This is a genomic window from Streptomyces rubellomurinus (assembly GCF_000961885.1).
Classification (GTDB): Bacteria; Actinomycetota; Actinomycetes; order Streptomycetales; family Streptomycetaceae; genus Kitasatospora; species Kitasatospora rubellomurina.
On the sequence record NZ_JZKH01000003.1, the window covers coordinates 52,248 to 68,681 of the forward strand.

The following is a 16,434-nucleotide window of genomic DNA, read 5'->3' on the forward strand; positions in this document are numbered from 1 at the left end:
GCGGCGACGAGCGCTCCACTCCCGCCACCGGCTCAACCCGCAGCGCGACCACGGCCCCGGTTTACCGACCGTTTCCGGGTCCTTGGTATGCGCATTGCCTGATGAAGGAATAGGCATGAAGGTCCATCACGCGTCGCCCACCAGGGCGACCGGGCACCTCCCCGCAGCCTCTACGCTGAACTCCCATGAGCGTCCCCGTGTCCGTTGAGCCGAGCCCCGAGCAGCCGCCGCGCCGTCGCCGCGGCCTGCAGACGCTGCGCAACCAGGCGGCCGCCGTCCCGAGGTCCTGGCTCCCCAGCGCGGTCGGCTACGCCTGCCTGCTGATCGGGCTGGTGAACATCGCGAGCGCGGTGTTCCCCAAGCTCCGGCACACCAGGATGCACACCTTCGCCGGGCAGCTGCCGGGCGGCACCACCAGCCTGGCCGCGGTCGGCACGATGATGGTCGGCATCCTGCTGGTGCCGCTCGCGCACGCGCTGCGCCGGCGCAAGCGGCGGGCCTGGCGGGCGGTCTGCGTGCTGCTGCCGGTCAGCGCCTCGCTGCACATCGTGCGCTGGCACCAGATCGGCCCGGCGGTCGTCTCGCTGGTCGTCCTCGCGGTGATGCTGGTGCACCAGCGCGAGTTCTACGCCAAGGCCGACCCGCGCACCCGCCGGAGCGCGGTGGTCAACCTGGTCGTGATGGGCGCCCTCAGCGTCCTGCTCGGCCTGGTGATCGTCTGGACCCGCACCAAGTACGAGCTCGGCCACCCCGGCTTCAGCGAGCGGCTGCAGCACGTCGGGTACGGGCTGGTCGGCTTCGAGGGGCCCCTGCGCTACAGCAACGACCGGATGTTCGACCTGGTCTCCATGCTGCTCGGCGGCCTCGGCCTGCTGACCGCCTTCACCACCGCCTACCTGGCGCTGCGCCCGAGCAAGCCGAAGCCGGTGCTGACGGTGGAGGACGAGGAGAAGGTCCGCGAGCTGCTGAAGCGGCACGGCGAGCGCGACTCGCTCGGCTACTTCGCCCTGCGCCGCGACAAGAGCGTGCTGTTCTCGCCCACCGGCAAGGCGGCGATCTCCTACCGCGTCGTCTCCGGCGTGATGCTGGCCTCCGGCGACCCGGTGGGCGACGTGGAGGCCTGGCCGGGCGCGATCAAGGTGTTCATGGCCGAGGCCCGCGAGCACGCCTGGGTGCCGGCCGTGATGGGCTGCAGCGAGGTCGGCGGCGAGGTCTGGACCCGCGAGGCGGGCCTGGACGCGCTGGAGCTGGGCGACGAGGCGATCGTCGACACCGCCACCTTCTCGCTGGCCGGCCGGGCCATGCGCAACGTCCGCCAGATGGTCAAGCGGATCGAGCGCAACGGCTACTCGTGCAAGGTCCGCCGGGTCTCCGAGCTGAGCGTCGAGGAGAAGTACCGGATCGCCGACGCCGCCGCCCGCTGGCGCGGCACCGACACCGAGCGCGGCTTCTCGATGGCCCTCGGCCGCTTCGGCGACCCGCTGGACGACGACTGCGTGGTCGTCACCGCCCACAAGGCCCCGGAGGAGGGCGAGAGCGGCGACGACCTGAAGGCCGTGCTGCACTTCGTGCCCTGGGGGCCGGACGGCATCTCGCTGGAGCTGATGCGCCGCGACCGCGCCGCCGACCCCGGCCTGAACGAGCTGCTGATCGTCGCCGCCCTGCAGGCCGTGGGCGCCATGGGCATCCGCCGGGTGTCGCTCAACTTCGCGATGTTCCGCTCGGCGCTCGCCCGCGGCGAGCGGATCGGCGCCGGGCCGGTGCTGCGGGCCTGGCGCGGGCTGCTGGTGTTCCTCTCCCGGTGGTTCCAGATCGAGTCGCTGTACAAGTTCAACGCCAAGTTCCAGCCCGAGTGGGAGCCGCGCTTCCTGGTCTTCCCGAACACCCGGGACCTGCTGCGGATCGGCTTCGCCGCGATGCAGGCCGAGGCCTTCATCACCCTCGGCATGCCGCGCTTCGGCCGCAAGCGCCAGCGCGAGGGACTGATGCCGGTGCCGTCGACCCGCGAGGTCGGCGAGGCCGCCTGAGCCGCGCCCGCGTCGCCCCGGGGCCCCCGTCGAGAATCCTCGGCGGGGGCCCCGTTCGATAATGGGGTCATGAACGATTCGCCGTCGTACACCCTGCCGGCCGGACTGCCGCGGCTCGGCCGCTGCGCCGTGATGGGCGTGGTCAACGTGACGCCCGACTCCTTCTCGGACGGCGGGCTCTGGCACGACCCCGCCAAGGCGATCGCGCACGGGCTCGCGCTGCGGGCCCGCGGCGCGGACCTGGTGGACGTCGGCGGCGAGTCCACCCGGCCCGGCTCGCAGCGGGTGCCCGAGGAGGAGGAGCTGCGCCGGGTGCTGCCGGTGGTGCGCGAGCTGTCCGCCGCCGGGGTGGCGGTGTCCGTGGACACCATGCGGGCCTCCGTCGCCGAGCGGGCCGTCGAGGCCGGCGCGGTGGTCGTCAACGACGTCTCCGGCGGGCTCGCCGACCCGGCGATGGCCCGGGTGGTCGCCGAGACCGGCGCGCCCTTCGTGGTGATGCACTGGCGCGGGCAGTCCGCGGACATGGACCGGCTGGCCGTCTACCGGGACGTGGTGGCCGACGTGGTCGCCGAGCTGACCGCGCGGATGGACGCGCTGCTGGCGGCCGGCGTCAAGGAGGACCAGCTGATCCTCGACCCGGGGCTCGGCTTCGCCAAGACCGCCGAGCACAACTGGGCGCTGCTCGGCCGGCTGGACGAGCTCACCGCGCTCGGCCGCCCCGTCCTCGTCGCCGCTTCGCGCAAGCGGTTCCTGGGTACGCTGCTCGCCGACCCGGAAACCGGGGAACTGCGCCCGGCCCGGGAGCGCGACGACGCGACCGCGGCCGTCTCGGTGCTCTCGGCGCGGGCCGGCGCCTGGGCGGTACGGGTGCACGACGTGTCCGGCACGGCGGACGCCGTCCGCGTGGTCGCGGCCTGGCAGCGTGCGGCTGGGGTGAGGGAGGGTCTGTGACAGGTGACGGCAGGTTGAGCGGCGGGACCGCGGGACGGGCCCGCGAGGCGGACCTGGAGGCGGTGCTCGCGGCGAACCGGGCGCTCTACGAGGCGCTGGAGCGCGGGGACCTGGAGGCGGTCGAGGAGGTCTGGCTGGGCGCCGCCGACGCCGACGACAAGGGCGGCGTGGTGTGCGTGCACCCCGGCTGGCCGGTGCTGCGCGGGCGGGCCCAGGTGACCCGGTCGTACATGCTGATCATGATGAACACGGAGTACATCCAGTTCTTCCTGACCGATGTCGAGGCCGAGGTGCACGGGGATGTGGCCCTTGTCACGTGCACCGAGAACATCCTCTCGGGGGGCGAGGCCGAGGAGGAGGGGGAACTCGGACCGCTGGTCGGCGGAAAGGTCGTGTCGACGAATCTGTTCCGCCGTACGCCGGCCGGGTGGAAGCTCTGGTCGCACCACGGTTCACCCGTCCTGACCAGCGGGGACGAGGAGGACGAGGACTGATTCCGGGGGCATTCCCGGGCTGTTCCGGGCGCGCCGGGGAATCCGCGCCGCGGCGTCGCCGGGGAATTCCCGAGTGGTCACCGAACGTTCACGTCAATCGCCATTCCGGTGCGCGTGGCGACGGTTCGTGCCGGGTAGGACGGTCGGGTGTTGTCCGCGCTCGCGGGTAGATTCGAAACGGAGTGGCGGGTCCGCCGCCCGCCTTTCGCCCTGCCCGTCCGTGCTTCGTTCCTCCGGGCGGGGCCCGTCCGACTGGGAGCAGTGATTCGTTTGCTGGACCGCGTCACCCTGCGGGGGCTGCGTGCCCGGGGCCACCACGGTGTCTTCGAGCGGGAGCGCATCGAGGGCCAGACCTTCGTGGTCGACCTCGTGCTGTACCTGGACACCCGCCCCGCCGCGTCCGGAGACGACCTCACCCGCACGGCGCACTACGGCATCGTGGCCGAGGAGGTCACCGCGATCATCTCCGGGGAGCCGGTCGACCTGATCGAGACCCTGGCGCAGCGGATCGCCGACCAGTGCCTGAAGCACGAGGCGGTCGAGGAGGTCGAGGTCACCGTGCACAAGCCGGACGCCCCGATCACCGTGCCGTTCGACGACGTGACCGTGACCATCCACCGGGGCCGCGCATGACCGCCACCGCGCGCCCGGTCACCGATGCAGAGGGAATTCTTCGATGAGCAGCAGTGACCCGACCGCCGAGCCGAACGCGTTCGACCTGGAGAGCCGGGTGGACTCCGCCGACACCACGCTGCACCGCCAGCACTGCGCGGTGATCGCGCTCGGCAGCAACCTGGGCAACCGGCTGGACACCCTGCAGGGTGCCGTCGACGCGCTCGCCGACACCCCCGGGCTGCGGATCAAGGCCGTCTCCTCGGTCTACGAGACCGAGGCCGTCGGCGGGCCGGAGGAGCAGCCGAACTACTACAACGCGGTCGTCGTGCTGCGCACCTCGCTGCCGCCGCGGGACCTGCTGGAGCGCGGCAACGCGATCGAGGACGCGTTCGGGCGGGTCCGGGAGGTCCGCTGGGGCCCGCGCACCCTGGACGTCGACATCCTGGCCTACGAGGGCGTCCTGAGCGACGACCCGCAGCTGCTGCTGCCCCACCCGCGCTCGCACGAGCGGGCCTTCGTGCTCGCGCCCTGGCTGGACGCCCAGCCGGAGGCCGAGGTGCCGGGGCACGGGCGGGTGGACGCGCTGCTGGAGGCGCTCGGCGGCCCGGCCGCGCAGGGCGTCAAGCGGCGCGAGGACATCCGGCTGACGCTGCCGGAGTAGCCCCTCGCGGTCCGGGCGGGGAACTCGGCCAGGGGGCCCGGCCGTACGAGTAGATGAGTGACCGGCCGGGCCCGGTACGGTGGCTGGGCGCCGCCGCGCCGGGCCACCGGACGGCCGGCGGACTCCGTCCGCGACCTTGGGAAGGACCCGCTCCGAGTGAAGCTGCTTCGCCTCCGCCTGCTGATCGGCATCACCGCCGCCACGACGGCGCTGTCCTGGGCCGGCTCCAAGCTGTGGGCCTCCCTGGACACGCTGCCGGCCGTGCCGGCCGCGGCGCCGGCGGTACTGGCGGCGGTGGCGGTGATCCTGCTGGCGACCGCGCTCTCGCTGCGCTCGCGGCTGAAGTCGGTGCGCGAGCGGCAGCCCGGCGCGAAGGGCGTCGACCCGCTGCTGGCCGCCCGGGCGGTGGTGCTGGGGCAGGCCAGCGCACTGGTCTCGGCGGTGGTCACCGGCATCTACGCGGGCGCCGGGATCTACCTGCTCGGCGAGCTGGACGTGTCGGCCCGCAAGGACCAGGCGGTCACGGCCGGGCTCGCGGTGCTGGCGGGGGCCGCGGTGATCGCGGCGGCGCTGTGGATCCAGCACGTGTGCAAGCTCCCGGAGAACCACGACGATCCGGGCGGCCCGGCGGCCACCCACCGCTGAGCAGGGCTTTCGCGGTGATCTTGGGTGAAAGGCCGGGCACGTGCGGTAAAACTTGCGCACTGTCAAGGGCCGAAGCGGACCCTGGGCTGACAGAGCCCCAATTCGCACGCTAGTTTCTTGGCATGTCTCGCGGACGCCACCGTCATTCCTCCGTCCTCGGCCGGATCTTTCCCCCCACCGCCGCCGGCGTGCTTCTCGTCGCCGCGCTGGCGGCCCTGCTTTTCAGTCAGGACACCGTCCTGGTGCGTTCGGTGGGCGTCGCGGCCGTGATCGCGACGCTCGGCTTCGCGCTGCTGCTGCGCCAGCGGGACAAGACGGCCCGGGCGGCCGCCGAGGTGTCCGCCGCGCAGCGGCTGCGGGCCGAGGAGCGGTTCGAGGAGCAGCTGGCCGAGGCCGAGTACGCGGCGGAGGTCGCCGAGGAGCGGGCCACCCGCTTCGGGCGCCGGCTGACGGCGGAGAAGTCGCGGCTGGCGAAGGCCGAGACGGAGACCGCCCGGCTGCTGCGGGAGCGCGCCGTGATGGTGGCCGAGCAGGCGCTGAAGGAGGCCGAGGCGGCCCAGCGGGCGCTGGCCGCGAGCCGGCCCAAGTACCCGGCCAGCCCGGCCGCGTTCGTCCGGGCCGGGGCCGTGCTGCGGCTGCTGGCGCGGCGGGCGGCGGAGCGGGAGGCGCAGTGGGCGCGGACCGCGGGCGCGGAGGTCGCGCTGCGGGCGCCCGCGCCCGAGTCGCGGATCGCCCCGGCCGTGCCGGTGGCCCCGGCCGCGCGAGTGGCTCCGGCCGTGCCGGCTCCCGCGGCTCCCGCGCCGGTGGCCGTGCCGGCGCCGGTGGCGCCCACGGTGCCCACCCCGGCGCAGGCACCGGTGGCCGAGGCTCCGGAGGGGCTCGCGCCGGTGCCGCCCGCGCCGGTGCGCCCGGCGCTGACCGCGACGGTCGGGCAGCTCGGCGGGGCGGCCAACGCCGCCGCGTCGAACGTCCCGGCCAAGGCGGTGCCCGTGCCGGTGGAGCGGCAGCGTCCGCGCCCGGCGCAGGCCGGGCAGGGGCGCGGGCAGGGCTTCAGCTTCTTCGGCCGCACCCCCGGCGCGGCCGTCCGGGCCGCGGCCCCGGTGCCGGCGGTGGGCAGCGTTGCCGAGCTGGGCGAGCGGGCCGACCTGGCGGACGTGGTGGGCGACGAGGCGGTCGCCGCGAAGGCGAAGGCCGAGGCCGCCGGGCGGCCGGTGGCGGCGCAGGAGCCGGACGGGCGGCCGGCGGGCGTGCCCGAGGTGGTCGACCTGACGCCGGAGGACGAGACCGAGCTCATCCAGCTGCCGGAGCTGCGCGCCTCGCGCTGACCGGAGGCTCGGGCAGGGACGGAGACGGAGACGGCGCGGGAGGCCTGGGGCCTCCCGCGCCGTCGTGGTCCCGGGGGTGCGTCGGACGGGTGCTCGGAGTCGTGCCGGGTCCGTACGACCGGGGTGGGTCAGATCTGGACGCCGAAGTCCTGGGCGATGCCGGCCAGGCCGGAGGCGTAGCCCTGGCCGACCGCGCGGAACTTCCACTCGCCGCCGTTGCGGTACAGCTCGCCGAAGATCATCGCGGTCTCGGTGGCGGCGTCCTCGGAGAGGTCGTAGCGGGCGATCTCGGCGCCGCCGGCGGCGTTCACCACGCGGATGTAGGCGTTGCGGACCTGGCCGAAGTTCTGGCCGCGGGCGGTGCCGTCGTAGATGGTCACCGGGAAGGTGATCTTGACGGCCTCAGCGGGCAGGCCGGCCAGGTCGACGTCGATCGACTCGTCGTCGCCCACGCCCTCACCGGTGCGGTTGTCGCCGGTGTGCACGACGGTGTTGTCCGGGGTGCTGGTGTTGTTGAAGAACACGAAGTGCGCGTTGGTGAGCACCTTGCCGTCCGCGTTCAGCACGATCGCGCTGGCGTCGAGGTCGAATTCGGCGCCGGTCGTGGTGCGGACGTCCCAGCCCAGGCCGACGCGGACCGCGGACAGGCCCGGGGCCTCCTTGGTCAGCGAGACGTTGCCACCCTTGGTGAGGCTCACAGGCATGACGGTTGCAGTCCCTTCGATCGCATGTCGCGGTTTTCCGGGACAACGCGGATCTCCGGTGGCTTGGTTCCGCGCCGGCCGCCGATTCTCCGCCGGGCGGAATGTCCGGTCAGCCGGGCCGGGCGTCAACGACGGGCAAAGTCCGGGCAATGCGCAGGTCAGATCCGGCGGAACCGGCCCTGCAGCGACCAGATGGCCGGATTGTCGGCTAGGTCCGGGTGCATGTCGAACAGGTCGGCGAGGGTGTCCTGGAGGAAGTCCCGGGCCTCGCGCCGCAGTTCGTCGTGCCGGACGACGGCGGGCGGCTCGTCCGGCAGCCAGGTCGCGCTGATCTCCACCCAGTTGAAGCGGCGGGCGAAGCGCAGCAGCTCGGTGTTCTGGGTGAAGTCGAGGTCGGCGGTCTGCACCCGGGCGGCGCGGCTGCCGGCCGGGTCCTGGTCCAGTTGCTCGGCGATGTCGCACAGCGCCCAGGCGAAGTCCAGGACGGGCACCCAGCCCCAGGCGGTGGACAGTTCGGCGCCCTCGGCGTCCAGGTAGACGTCGCCGCAGAACAGGTCGTACCGCAGCGCGTGGACGGAGGCGGTGCGGTAGTCCGTCTGCGGGGGGTCGGGGAAGCGGTTGGAGAGGGAGTAGCCGAGCTCGATCACGTAGGCCATTGTCGGGGCTCGGGGACCGTGCGGGTAACCGCCCCGCCCCGAGCCGGAGGCGAGCGGGCGAGTACCGGATAACCGGGTGACCTGGCGGGGGCGGGCTTGGGATGATGGGCGCATGCCCGAGCCCATCCGCGTACGGGGGTCGGTGGTCGTCCCCGACGCCGAGCTCGTCTGGCGCTTCTCGCGTTCCTCCGGCCCCGGTGGCCAGCACGTCAACACCTCCGACTCCAAGGTCGAGCTGCGCTTCGACCTGGCGTCCTCGAAGGCGCTGCCCGAGGTGTGGCGCGAGCGTGCCCTGGAGCGGCTGGCCGGCCGGCTGGTGGACGGCCGGGTGCTGGTGATCCACGCCTCGGAGTTCCGCTCGCAGTGGCGCAACCGGGAGGCGGCCGCGGCCCGGCTGGCGGCGGTGCTGGGCGAGGCGTGCGCGCCTCCGCCGAAGACCCGGCGGGCGACCAAGCCGAGCCGGGGGATGGTCGAGCGGCGGCTGTTCAACAAGCGGCACCGCTCCGAGCTGAAGCAGGGGCGCCAGGCGCCGCGCGGCGAGTAGCGGCGCGCGGGCTCAGCCGAGGGTGCGGTAGCCGCCGCGGAAGTAGAGCAGCGGGCGGCCGCCGGGGTCGGGGACGGTGGCTTCCAGGACGCGGCCGACCAGCAGCGTGTGGTCGCCAGCGGGTATCCGCTGCTCGGTGCGGCACTCGACGGTGGCGAGCGCGCCCTCGATCAGCGGGGCGCCGGTGTGCGGGCCGCGGCGGTGCGGGGTGTCCGCGAAGAGCAGCCGGTCGCTGAGCCGGCCCTTCATGGCGAAGCGGGAACCGATCGTCTTCTGCCCCTCGGTGAGCACCGAGACCGCCCAGCCGTCCGTTCGGGAGAGCACCTCGTCCATCCGGGAGTCCTCGCGCACCGAGATCAGCACCAGCGGCGGCTCCAGCGACACGGAGAGGAAGGACGTGGCGGTCATGCCGACGTCCTCGCCGTCCTCCGGGTCGTGGACGGTCACCAGGCTCACGCCGGCGGCGAGCTGGGAGAGTGCTGCCCGGAACTCGTCGGGCGTGGCGTGGGAGGCAGCTTCGGGCTGCGGGGACGGGTACACGTACCGCACGGTAGTCGTCGCTCCGGTGGGGCGGTATCGGGCCCTGGTCGTAGGACCACCGGCGCAGTCGCGCGGTCACGCCGGGTGGCCGAGCTCACTCTCAGGAGTGAAGGGAGGGGCCTGCCGGGCGGCAGTGGGCTTCAGGGCGCGGCCCATGCGGTCGACCACCGGAAATGTTCCGATAGCGCTTGATGCCCGCTATGGGGCGGATGAACTGATTAAGGGTGCATTAGTGTCGTGTGATTTAAGTCACAAGTAGTGGCCTATTGCTGACCGAGCGTGCCGAACGCTGTGCTCCCTGTGATTCAGTTCTTCTGGCAATCGGACGATAACCAATCAAGAACTATCCGAAGCAGCCGGGGAGCCCCCGCATGGAAGCCGAGTCGGAGCCGTACGTCCGTCTCGCGACCCTCCGCACCTTGCACCGGGTCGTGGCGGACCTCAACGCTGCCCGCAGCCTGGCGGGCACGCTGCAGGCCGTCGTCGAGGGCGCGGTGCACGGACTCGGATTCGACGCCGCCGCGGTGAGCCTGGTGCGGCCGGACGGCGACCTGGTGGTGGCGGCCGTCTGGGAGCTGGAGGAGAGCACCATGGGCGGCCCGTCCGTGCTGCTCGGCCAGGTCGGCTCCCGGGAGTCCTGGGACCGGCTGCTCGGCGTCAGCGACCACTGGGGCACCCTGCGCTTCCTCCCGTACGACCGCGGCTGGGCCGTCGCCAGCGACATCCCGCGCTGGATCGGGGACGGGCCGATGCCCGTCTACGCCAACGACTGGCACCCCGCGGACGGCCTGCTCGCCCCGATGTACAGCGCCGGCGGCGACCTGCTCGGCGTGCTCTCGGTGGACCGCCCGCGCAGCGGCAAGCGGCCCGGCGCGTGGACCCGCGAGGCGCTGGAGATGTTCTCCCTGCAGGCCTCCATCGCGATCGGCAACGCCCGGCTGCGGGCCGAGATGCAGCGCGCGCTGGCCCGGCTGGAGAAGGAGCAGCAGGCGCTGCGGGCCAGCGAGGAGAGCTTCCGCCAGGCCTTCGAGTACGCGCCCAGCGGGATGGCCATCACCGAGCTGCACGGCGCCGGGCGCGGCCAGCTGACCAGGGTCAACGACGCGCTCTGCCGGCTCCTCGGCCGCCCGCGCGCGGTGCTGCGCCAGCAGAGCTTCGCCGACCTCGTGCACCCGGACGACCGGGCCCTGCTGGAGCGCACCAGCGCCGAGAGCGGCCGGGCGGAGCTGCGGCTGTCCCGGCGGGACGGCGGCTACCAGTGGGTCTGCCTGCGCAACTCGATCGTGGCGGACGCGGCCGAGGGCCCGAGCTTCCTGCTCACCCACGTCGAGGACATCGAGGACCGCAAGCGGCACGAGCTGCAGCTCGCCCACCGGGCCAGCCACGACGCGCTCACCGGCCTGCCCAACGGCGCCGAGCTCAAGGCCCGGCTGGCCCGCCGGCTGTGCGCCGAGGTGCCCTCGGGCGCGCCGGTCGGCGCCGCCGGCGGCCCGGTCGAGCCGGCGTACCAGCCGGCGTACGGCTACCGGACGGACTACCCGGCCGACCCGTACGGCGCGCACCCGGCCTACGACGGGCTCGAGGGCGCGGACCCGTACGGCGGCGCGGGCCACGACTACGGCTCGGCGGACGGGCGGCCGCTCGCCGACCTGCCGCCGGGCTACGGGGAGCACGTGCACGCGGTCGTCCCGGACGACCACGGGCCGGGCGGCGAGGCCTGGTCGGCGCCGTTCCGGGGGGCCGCGGTGCCGGCCGACAAGGGCCTCGCGGTGATCTTCTGCGACCTGGACGGCTTCAAGTCGATCAACGACCGGTTCGGGCACAACGCGGGTGACTCGGTGCTGGTCGAGGTCGCCCGGCGGCTCAGCGGGGCCGTCCGGGACGGCGACACGGTGGCCAGGCTCGGCGGCGACGAGTTCGTGGTGCTCGCGGACGGCATCGGGCGCGAGGAGGCCAAGGACCTGGCCCACCGGCTGCGCAACGCGATCATCCCGCCGATGCGGATCGACGGGCGGGGGATGCGGGTCGGGGTGAGCCTCGGGATCGGCTGGGCCGGCTGCGGGATGAGCATCGAGGAGGTGCTGCACACCGCGGACGAGCGGATGTACGACGAGAAGCGGGCGCGCGGCGGGGCGGTGCGCGGGGCGCGGGGCGAGCGCTCGCACCGGCGCGCGGGCTAGCGAGCGGGCTGGCGCGCGGGCGCTGCCGCGGGCCGGGGTTGCGTCGGGGGCGCGCAGGTTACCCGCGAGTTGTCAAGGGTTCTTTCCCGGTCGTCAGGTGCGGCAGGTAGGGTTCGCGGGAACGACAGCGTCCACGATCCGCACGGCCGGCCCGAAGCCCGGCGGTGCGCACCGGATGGGGGAGTAGAGCACCGTGACGACCGCCGGCAGCAACGGAGTGCCCGAGGGCCAGGGGGGCGGTGCCCCGCAGGACGACGACCCGTTCGGCTACCTGTACCGCCCGGCCGAGGGTGCGCCCGCGCAGCCCGGCGAGCCGCAGCAGGGCGTGCCCCGGACGTCGTACAACCGCCCGATGGAGGTCGGCCGCGCGCAGTACGGCCAGCCGTACCAGCAGGGCGGCCAGCCGCGTGGGCAGCAGCCGCCGTACCAGCAGCAGGCCCCGTACCAGCACCAGGGCGGTCCGGGCGGGCAGCCGCAGCAGTACCCGCCGCAGCAGCCCGAGTACGGTGCCGCGCCGACCCAGGCGCAGAACCGCTACGCCGAGCACTCCCGGCCGCAGCCGGGGGACGAGCGGCCGAGCAGCAGCGGGCGCAGCCGGGGCGCGGTGATCGGCGCGGTCGCCGTGGTCGCGGCGATCGCGATCGGGGCCGGGATCGCGCTGTCCACCGGGGACGGCGACAAGAGCGCCAAGGGCGGCACCACGACCGCCGCGCCGCCGGCCCCGACCAGCGCGGCGCCGACCGCCACCGGCACGCCGTCCGCCTCGCCCTCGGCGAGCGCGACCTCCGGGCCGTCGACCGTGGACGCGGGCCAGCTGCAGGCGCAGAACGCGCCGTCCGGCAACAGCGTGAAGGGCGCGAAGTCGGCGGACGGCAGCTACCTGACGCTGCAGCAGGGCGGCACGGTGACCTGGAACGGCCAGGTCGCGGCGGCCGGGACGTACAAGCTGACGATCCACTACAACAACCCCGGCGGGGACGTGAAGGGCGCGGCGTCGGTCAACGGCAAGGACTGGCCGAGCGGCGTCACGTACCGGAACTACGTCCCGGGCAAGGACCCGGCGTCCTCGTGGTTCAGCACGTACATACTCCCGCAGCTGCAGGCGGGCCAGAACAGCGTCACCCTGGCGGCGCCGGGCGGCGCCTCGGTGCTGATCGACCAGATCACCGTCGAGCCGAGCAGCTGACGCCCGATCCGGCCCCGGACACGACGACGGCCGCCCTTCCCCGGTGGGGACGGGCGGCCGGTGCCGTTCGTCAGGCCGGCTTGACGGTGGCGAAGGCGTCGCCGCCGCGGATCCACCGGCCTCGGCGCATGACGGCGACCAGGTCGTAGCTCTCGGAGTCGACCACGACCAGGTCGGCGAACTTGCCGGTCTCCAGCGAGCCGATCGAGTCGGCGAGGCCGAGCAGCCGGGCCGGGGTGGCGCAGAGCGACTCGACGGCCTGGTTCAGGCTCAGCCGGTTGACCGTCACCGAGCGCTTGAAGGCCACGTCCAGGGTGAGGGTGGAGCCGGCGATGGAGCCGCCCTCGACCAGCCGGGCGACGCCGTCCTTGACCTCGACCTGGAGCGGGCCGAGGGGGTAGAGGCCGTCGCCCATGCCGGCGGCGCCCATCGCGTCGGTGATCAGGGCGACCCGGTCGGCGCCGGCGGTGCCGTAGGCGAGGTCGAGGACGGAGGGGTGCAGGTGCACGCCGTCGTTGATCAGCTCGACGGTGACCCGCTCGTCCTCGAGCAGGGCGACGATGGGGCCCGGTGCGCGGTGGGCGATGGCGGGCATGGCGTTGAACAGGTGGGTGGCGACGGTGGCGCCGGCGTCGATCGCCTCCAGGGTGGTGGCGTAGTCGGAGTCGGTGTGGCCGACCGCGGCGATGATGCCGAGGTCGGCGAGCATGCGCACCGAGTCGAGGCCGCCGGGGAGTTCGGGGGCGAGGGTGACCATCCTGGCGTGGCCGCGGGCGGCGTCGACGAGCTTGCGCACCAGGGTCGGGTCGGGGTCGCGCAGCAGGTCGGGGCGGTGGGCGCCGCAGCGGTTGTGGGAGATGAACGGGCCCTCGAAGTGGATGCCGGCCAGGATGCCGTCCTCGACGAGTTCGGAGAGGACGGCGGCCTGGCGGGCGACCTCGTCGATCTCGCCGGTGACGGTGGAGGCGATCGTGGTGGTGGTGCCGTGTTCGAGGTGGGTGCGGGCGGCACGCAGGGCCTCCTCGGCGATGCCGGAGGCGTAGGAGGCGCCGCCGCCGCCGTGGACGTGCAGGTCGACGAAGCCGGGCACGACGGTGTACCCGGTCAGGTCGAGGTCGCCGGGCTCGCTCGCGCCGCCGAGGCCCGCGATGCGGTCGCCCTCGACGCTGATGCGGTCGCCCTCGACGACGCCGCCGGGCAGGACCAGGCGGGCGCCGGCCAGGGCGGTACGGTCACGGTCCGCGGTGGTCACGCGGTCACCTCCAAGGTGAGCAGATCCCAGGCGAGCAGGCCCGCGCCGAGGGATGCGGCGGTGTCTTTGAGCATGGCGGGTACGACCTCGGGGGGCATCTGGAAGGTCAGGCGCTCGGTGACCGCCGCGCGCAGCGGGGTGAAGAGCGTGTCCCCGGCCTCGGCCAGCCCGCCGCCGACGATCACGGTGGACGGGTCGAGCAGGCTCTGGGCCAGCACGATGCCGTCCGCCAGGGCGTCGACGGCCCGTTGCCAGACCGCGAGCGCGCGGTCGTCCCCGGCGTCCACCGCGGCGGCGCAGGATGCCGCGTCGGCGTCGGGGTCGCCGGTGGCCTCGGCCCAGGCGCGGGAGACGGCGGAGGCGGAGGCCAGGGTCTCCAGGCAGCCGCGGGCGCCGCAGCCGCACCGGGGGCCGCCGGGGCGGACCACGACGTGGCCGATCTCGCCGCCGTAGCCGTGCGCGCCGGCCTCGATCCGGCCGTCGATGCCGATGGCGCCGGCGATGCCGGTGCCGAGGGCGATGAACAGGAAGCGGCCCACGCCCCGGCCGGCGCCGAGCCGGCCCTCGGCGAGGCCGCCGGAGCGCACGTCGTGGCCGAGCGCCACCGGGATCGCGGAGCCGCCGGGGCCGGCCAGGCGCTCGCCGAGCAGCTTGCGCAGCGGGAGGTCGCGCCAGCCGAGGTTCGCCGAGTAGACCGCGATGCCGTTCTTCTCGTCGATCGTGCCCGGGACGGCGACGCCGGCGGCGAGCGGGGCGACGCCGAAGCGGGCCCGGCCCTCGTCCGCGAGGTCGGCCGCGAAGTCGAGGATGGCGGCGACGACGGCGTCCGTGCCGTGCTCCCGCCCGGTCGGTCGGCGTGCCTCGAACAGCACGGAGCCGTCCTGGGCGAGCAGCGCGGCCTTCATGCCGGTGCCGCCTACATCGAGTGCGATGACGTGCTTCACGGGGGACAGTTTCCCTTGGCCGGGTCGAAGAGGTCTAGTCCAGTTGTCGGATTGGTCTGGTCCATCATGGGTGAGCTTTGTCGCAGCTGCGGCGGGTCTGTGCGGCTTTGTGGCGGGAGGCTCCGGAGGGTGCCGGGGTCGCCCGGTGTTCACCCGCTGTTGCGCATCGTGCAATGACCCTCCGCACTTCGATAACTACTCGGCGGGTACCCCTGAGTGGTGTGGACCACTGCGCGGTGGATTTGGCAGTGTTGCGCCTCCCCCCTGTCGGATTCCCCGGTCTTCCCGGTCCGGCCGCGTTCCTCCCCCCGAAGGCGGTACCCGCGTTGAACAGGCGCGCCCACGTTTCCGTTCGTGTGCTCGGCACCGCGCTGGCCGGAGCACTGGTGCTCACCGCGGTCAGCGCCTGCGGTGGGCAGGGCGACGGCCCGGTGACCCTCAAGCTGGTCGCCGCCGACTACGGGGAGAACGTCGAGACCAGCTCCAAGCACTACTGGGACGAGGTCGCCAAGGCCTTCACGGCCGCCAACCCCGGCATCAAGGTCGACGTCGAGGTCGACAGCTGGACGGACATCGGCAAGAAGGTCGACGACATGATCGCGGCCGGGAAGTCCCCGGACCTGCTGCAGACCGGCGGCTTCGCCGACCAGGTCGCCGCGGAGCGGCTGTACCCGGCGGCGGACGTGCTCTCGATGGACACCCAGGCCAAGTTCCTCGACAACTTCGCGCACGCCGGCCAGGTCCTCGGCACGCAGTACGGCATCCCGTTCGTGTCCTCCTCGCGCGTGCTGTTCTACAACAAGAACGTCTTCCGCCAGGCCGGCATCACGCAGCCGCCGACCACCTGGAACGAACTGCGGCAGGCGGCCGAGAAGATCAAGGCCAAGGTGCCCGGCGTGACCCCGTACGGGCTGCCGCTCGGCCCGGAGGAGGCGCCCGCCGAGTCGATGCTGTGGACGCTGAGCGGCGGCGGAAGCCTCTCCGACGACGTCGGCAACTACACCATCGACAGCACGCAGAACCAGGCGACCTTCAGCTGGCTGAAGAGCAACCTGGTGAGCACCGGACTGACCTACCCCGAGCCCGGCAAGATGAACCGCACGCCGGTGTTCCAGGACTTCGTGGCCGGGAAGGTCGCGATGCTGAACGGGCACCCGACGCTGCTGCGGATGGCCACCGCCGGGAAGATCGACTTCGGCACCGCGCCGATCCCCAGGAAGGACGGCGTCGGCAAGACCGGCAGCCTCGGCGTCGCGGACTGGATGATGGCGTTCAAGGCCAACGGGCACAAGAACGAGATCAAGAAGTTCATCAGCTTCGTCTACAACAAGGACAACCAGCTGAAGTTCGACGAGCAGTACAACCTGTTGCCCGTCACCCAGGACGCGTTCAACCAGATGACCACCGACCCGAAGCACGAGGACCTCAAGCAGTTCGCGTCCGGGCTGACCAACGCGAGCTTCTACCCGTTCGGGGACCCGGCCTGGGGCGACGTCAGCAACCGGATCAAGGCCGGGATCGGGCAGGCGGTGACCGGGGACGCGAAGCAGGTCCTCACCGAGCTCCAGGAGGCGGCGGTCAAGGAGGCGGCCCGGGTCCGGAAGCAGTAGCGCGGGCCGGGCAGCGGGCAGCGGGCAGCGGGCAGCGGGCAGCGGTCGGCGGTCGGCGGTCGGCGCGAGAATGGCACCGCGGGCCGAGAACGGAGGAGGG

16 protein-coding genes are annotated in these 16,434 nt (G+C 73.5%); 11 read left to right on the forward strand and 5 right to left on the reverse strand.

Annotation, left to right across the window (positions count from 1 at the left end):
* Nucleotides 1–185: 185 nt before the first annotated feature.
* From VM95_RS02475 to VM95_RS41180, 7 genes are all read left to right on the forward strand, one after another.
* On the forward strand, nucleotides 186–2,027 hold the full coding sequence (locus VM95_RS02475) for a phosphatidylglycerol lysyltransferase domain-containing protein (protein WP_078859532.1): 1,842 nt from the start codon (nucleotides 186–188) through the stop codon (nucleotides 2,025–2,027).
* Nucleotides 2,028–2,096: 69 nt separating this feature from the next.
* Nucleotides 2,097–2,978: a dihydropteroate synthase gene (folP, locus tag VM95_RS02480; RefSeq protein ID WP_244178590.1), complete on the forward strand. Its 882-nt coding sequence runs from the start codon at nucleotides 2,097–2,099 to the stop codon at nucleotides 2,976–2,978.
* 14 nt (nucleotides 2,979–2,992) lie between these two features.
* The gene (locus VM95_RS02485) at nucleotides 2,993–3,472 is read left to right on the forward strand and encodes a nuclear transport factor 2 family protein (protein ID WP_045692301.1); all 480 of its coding nucleotides are present in this window, start codon (nucleotides 2,993–2,995) and stop codon (nucleotides 3,470–3,472) included.
* Between the two features lie 273 nt (nucleotides 3,473–3,745).
* The gene (folB, locus tag VM95_RS02490) at nucleotides 3,746–4,105 is read left to right on the forward strand and encodes a dihydroneopterin aldolase (RefSeq protein ID WP_045692418.1); all 360 of its coding nucleotides are present in this window, start codon (nucleotides 3,746–3,748) and stop codon (nucleotides 4,103–4,105) included.
* A gap of 43 nt (nucleotides 4,106–4,148) precedes the next feature.
* On the forward strand, nucleotides 4,149–4,748 hold the full coding sequence (gene folK / locus VM95_RS02495) for a 2-amino-4-hydroxy-6-hydroxymethyldihydropteridine diphosphokinase (protein ID WP_045692302.1): 600 nt from the start codon (nucleotides 4,149–4,151) through the stop codon (nucleotides 4,746–4,748).
* Nucleotides 4,749–4,904: 156 nt separating this feature from the next.
* Nucleotides 4,905–5,393, forward strand: coding sequence for a DUF3180 domain-containing protein (locus VM95_RS02500; RefSeq protein ID WP_045692419.1), 489 nt, complete (start codon nucleotides 4,905–4,907; stop codon nucleotides 5,391–5,393).
* Nucleotides 5,394–5,515: 122 nt separating this feature from the next.
* A complete protein-coding gene (locus VM95_RS41180; protein WP_157881976.1) occupies nucleotides 5,516–6,718 on the forward strand; it encodes a hypothetical protein in 1,203 nt (400 codons plus the stop codon).
* Nucleotides 6,719–6,846: 128 nt separating this feature from the next.
* Here VM95_RS41180 and VM95_RS02515 read toward each other — a convergent pair whose 3' ends face one another.
* Together VM95_RS02515 and VM95_RS02520 are read right to left on the reverse strand one after the other, a co-directional pair.
* The gene (locus tag VM95_RS02515) at nucleotides 6,847–7,422 is read right to left on the reverse strand and encodes a TerD family protein (protein WP_045692303.1); all 576 of its coding nucleotides are present in this window, start codon (nucleotides 7,420–7,422) and stop codon (nucleotides 6,847–6,849) included.
* Between the two features lie 158 nt (nucleotides 7,423–7,580).
* On the reverse strand, nucleotides 7,581–8,078 hold the full coding sequence (locus tag VM95_RS02520) for a hypothetical protein (protein ID WP_425265277.1): 498 nt from the start codon (nucleotides 8,076–8,078) through the stop codon (nucleotides 7,581–7,583).
* 112 nt (nucleotides 8,079–8,190) lie between these two features.
* On the opposite strand from VM95_RS02520, the gene arfB reads away from it, so the two are divergent.
* Complete coding sequence (gene arfB, locus VM95_RS02525) at nucleotides 8,191–8,622, forward strand: alternative ribosome rescue aminoacyl-tRNA hydrolase ArfB (RefSeq protein ID WP_045692304.1); 432 nt, start codon at nucleotides 8,191–8,193, stop codon at nucleotides 8,620–8,622.
* Between the two features lie 12 nt (nucleotides 8,623–8,634).
* On the opposite strand, the gene VM95_RS02530 is transcribed toward arfB, so the two are convergent.
* A complete protein-coding gene (locus VM95_RS02530; protein ID WP_045692305.1) occupies nucleotides 8,635–9,171 on the reverse strand; it encodes a flavin reductase family protein in 537 nt (178 codons plus the stop codon).
* A gap of 362 nt (nucleotides 9,172–9,533) precedes the next feature.
* On the opposite strand from VM95_RS02530, the gene VM95_RS02535 reads away from it, so the two are divergent.
* Together VM95_RS02535 and VM95_RS42235 are read left to right on the forward strand one after the other, a co-directional pair.
* A complete protein-coding gene (locus VM95_RS02535; protein WP_045692306.1) occupies nucleotides 9,534–11,342 on the forward strand; it encodes a GGDEF domain-containing protein in 1,809 nt (602 codons plus the stop codon).
* A 193-nt stretch (nucleotides 11,343–11,535) separates the two neighbouring features.
* Nucleotides 11,536–12,528 carry a carbohydrate-binding protein gene (locus VM95_RS42235; RefSeq protein ID WP_045692307.1) on the forward strand — a complete coding sequence of 331 codons (993 nt, stop codon included), beginning with the start codon at nucleotides 11,536–11,538 and terminating at the stop codon, nucleotides 12,526–12,528.
* Nucleotides 12,529–12,598: 70 nt separating this feature from the next.
* Here VM95_RS42235 and nagA read toward each other — a convergent pair whose 3' ends face one another.
* On the reverse strand, nucleotides 12,599–13,780 hold the full coding sequence (gene nagA / locus VM95_RS02545) for an N-acetylglucosamine-6-phosphate deacetylase (RefSeq protein ID WP_045692308.1): 1,182 nt from the start codon (nucleotides 13,778–13,780) through the stop codon (nucleotides 12,599–12,601).
* Nucleotides 13,777–14,724 (reverse strand): ROK family protein, encoded by a 948-nt coding sequence (locus VM95_RS02550; RefSeq protein WP_045692309.1) that lies wholly within the window; start codon nucleotides 14,722–14,724, stop codon nucleotides 13,777–13,779. The genes nagA and VM95_RS02550 overlap by 4 nt, the downstream gene beginning before the upstream one ends.
* A 356-nt stretch (nucleotides 14,725–15,080) precedes the next feature.
* On the opposite strand from VM95_RS02550, the gene VM95_RS02555 reads away from it, so the two are divergent.
* Nucleotides 15,081–16,334 (forward strand): extracellular solute-binding protein, encoded by a 1,254-nt coding sequence (locus tag VM95_RS02555; protein ID WP_244178592.1) that lies wholly within the window; start codon nucleotides 15,081–15,083, stop codon nucleotides 16,332–16,334.
* The last annotated feature ends 100 nt before the right edge of the window (nucleotides 16,335–16,434 follow it).

Coding starts and splice junctions, on each gene's coding strand:
- VM95_RS02475 (WP_078859532.1), top strand. CDS start 186: ATGAGCGTCCCCGTGTCCGTTGAGCCGAGCCCCGAGCAGCCGCCGCGC.
- folP (WP_244178590.1), top strand. CDS start 2,097: ATGAACGATTCGCCGTCGTACACCCTGCCGGCCGGACTGCCGCGGCTC.
- folK (WP_045692302.1), top strand. CDS start 4,149: ATGAGCAGCAGTGACCCGACCGCCGAGCCGAACGCGTTCGACCTGGAG.
- VM95_RS41180 (WP_157881976.1), top strand. CDS start 5,516: ATGTCTCGCGGACGCCACCGTCATTCCTCCGTCCTCGGCCGGATCTTT.
- VM95_RS02515 (WP_045692303.1), bottom strand. CDS start 7,422: ATGCCTGTGAGCCTCACCAAGGGTGGCAACGTCTCGCTGACCAAGGAG.
- VM95_RS02520 (WP_425265277.1), bottom strand. CDS start 8,078: ATGGCCTACGTGATCGAGCTCGGCTACTCCCTCTCCAACCGCTTCCCC.
- arfB (WP_045692304.1), top strand. CDS start 8,191: ATGCCCGAGCCCATCCGCGTACGGGGGTCGGTGGTCGTCCCCGACGCC.
- VM95_RS02535 (WP_045692306.1), top strand. CDS start 9,534: ATGGAAGCCGAGTCGGAGCCGTACGTCCGTCTCGCGACCCTCCGCACC.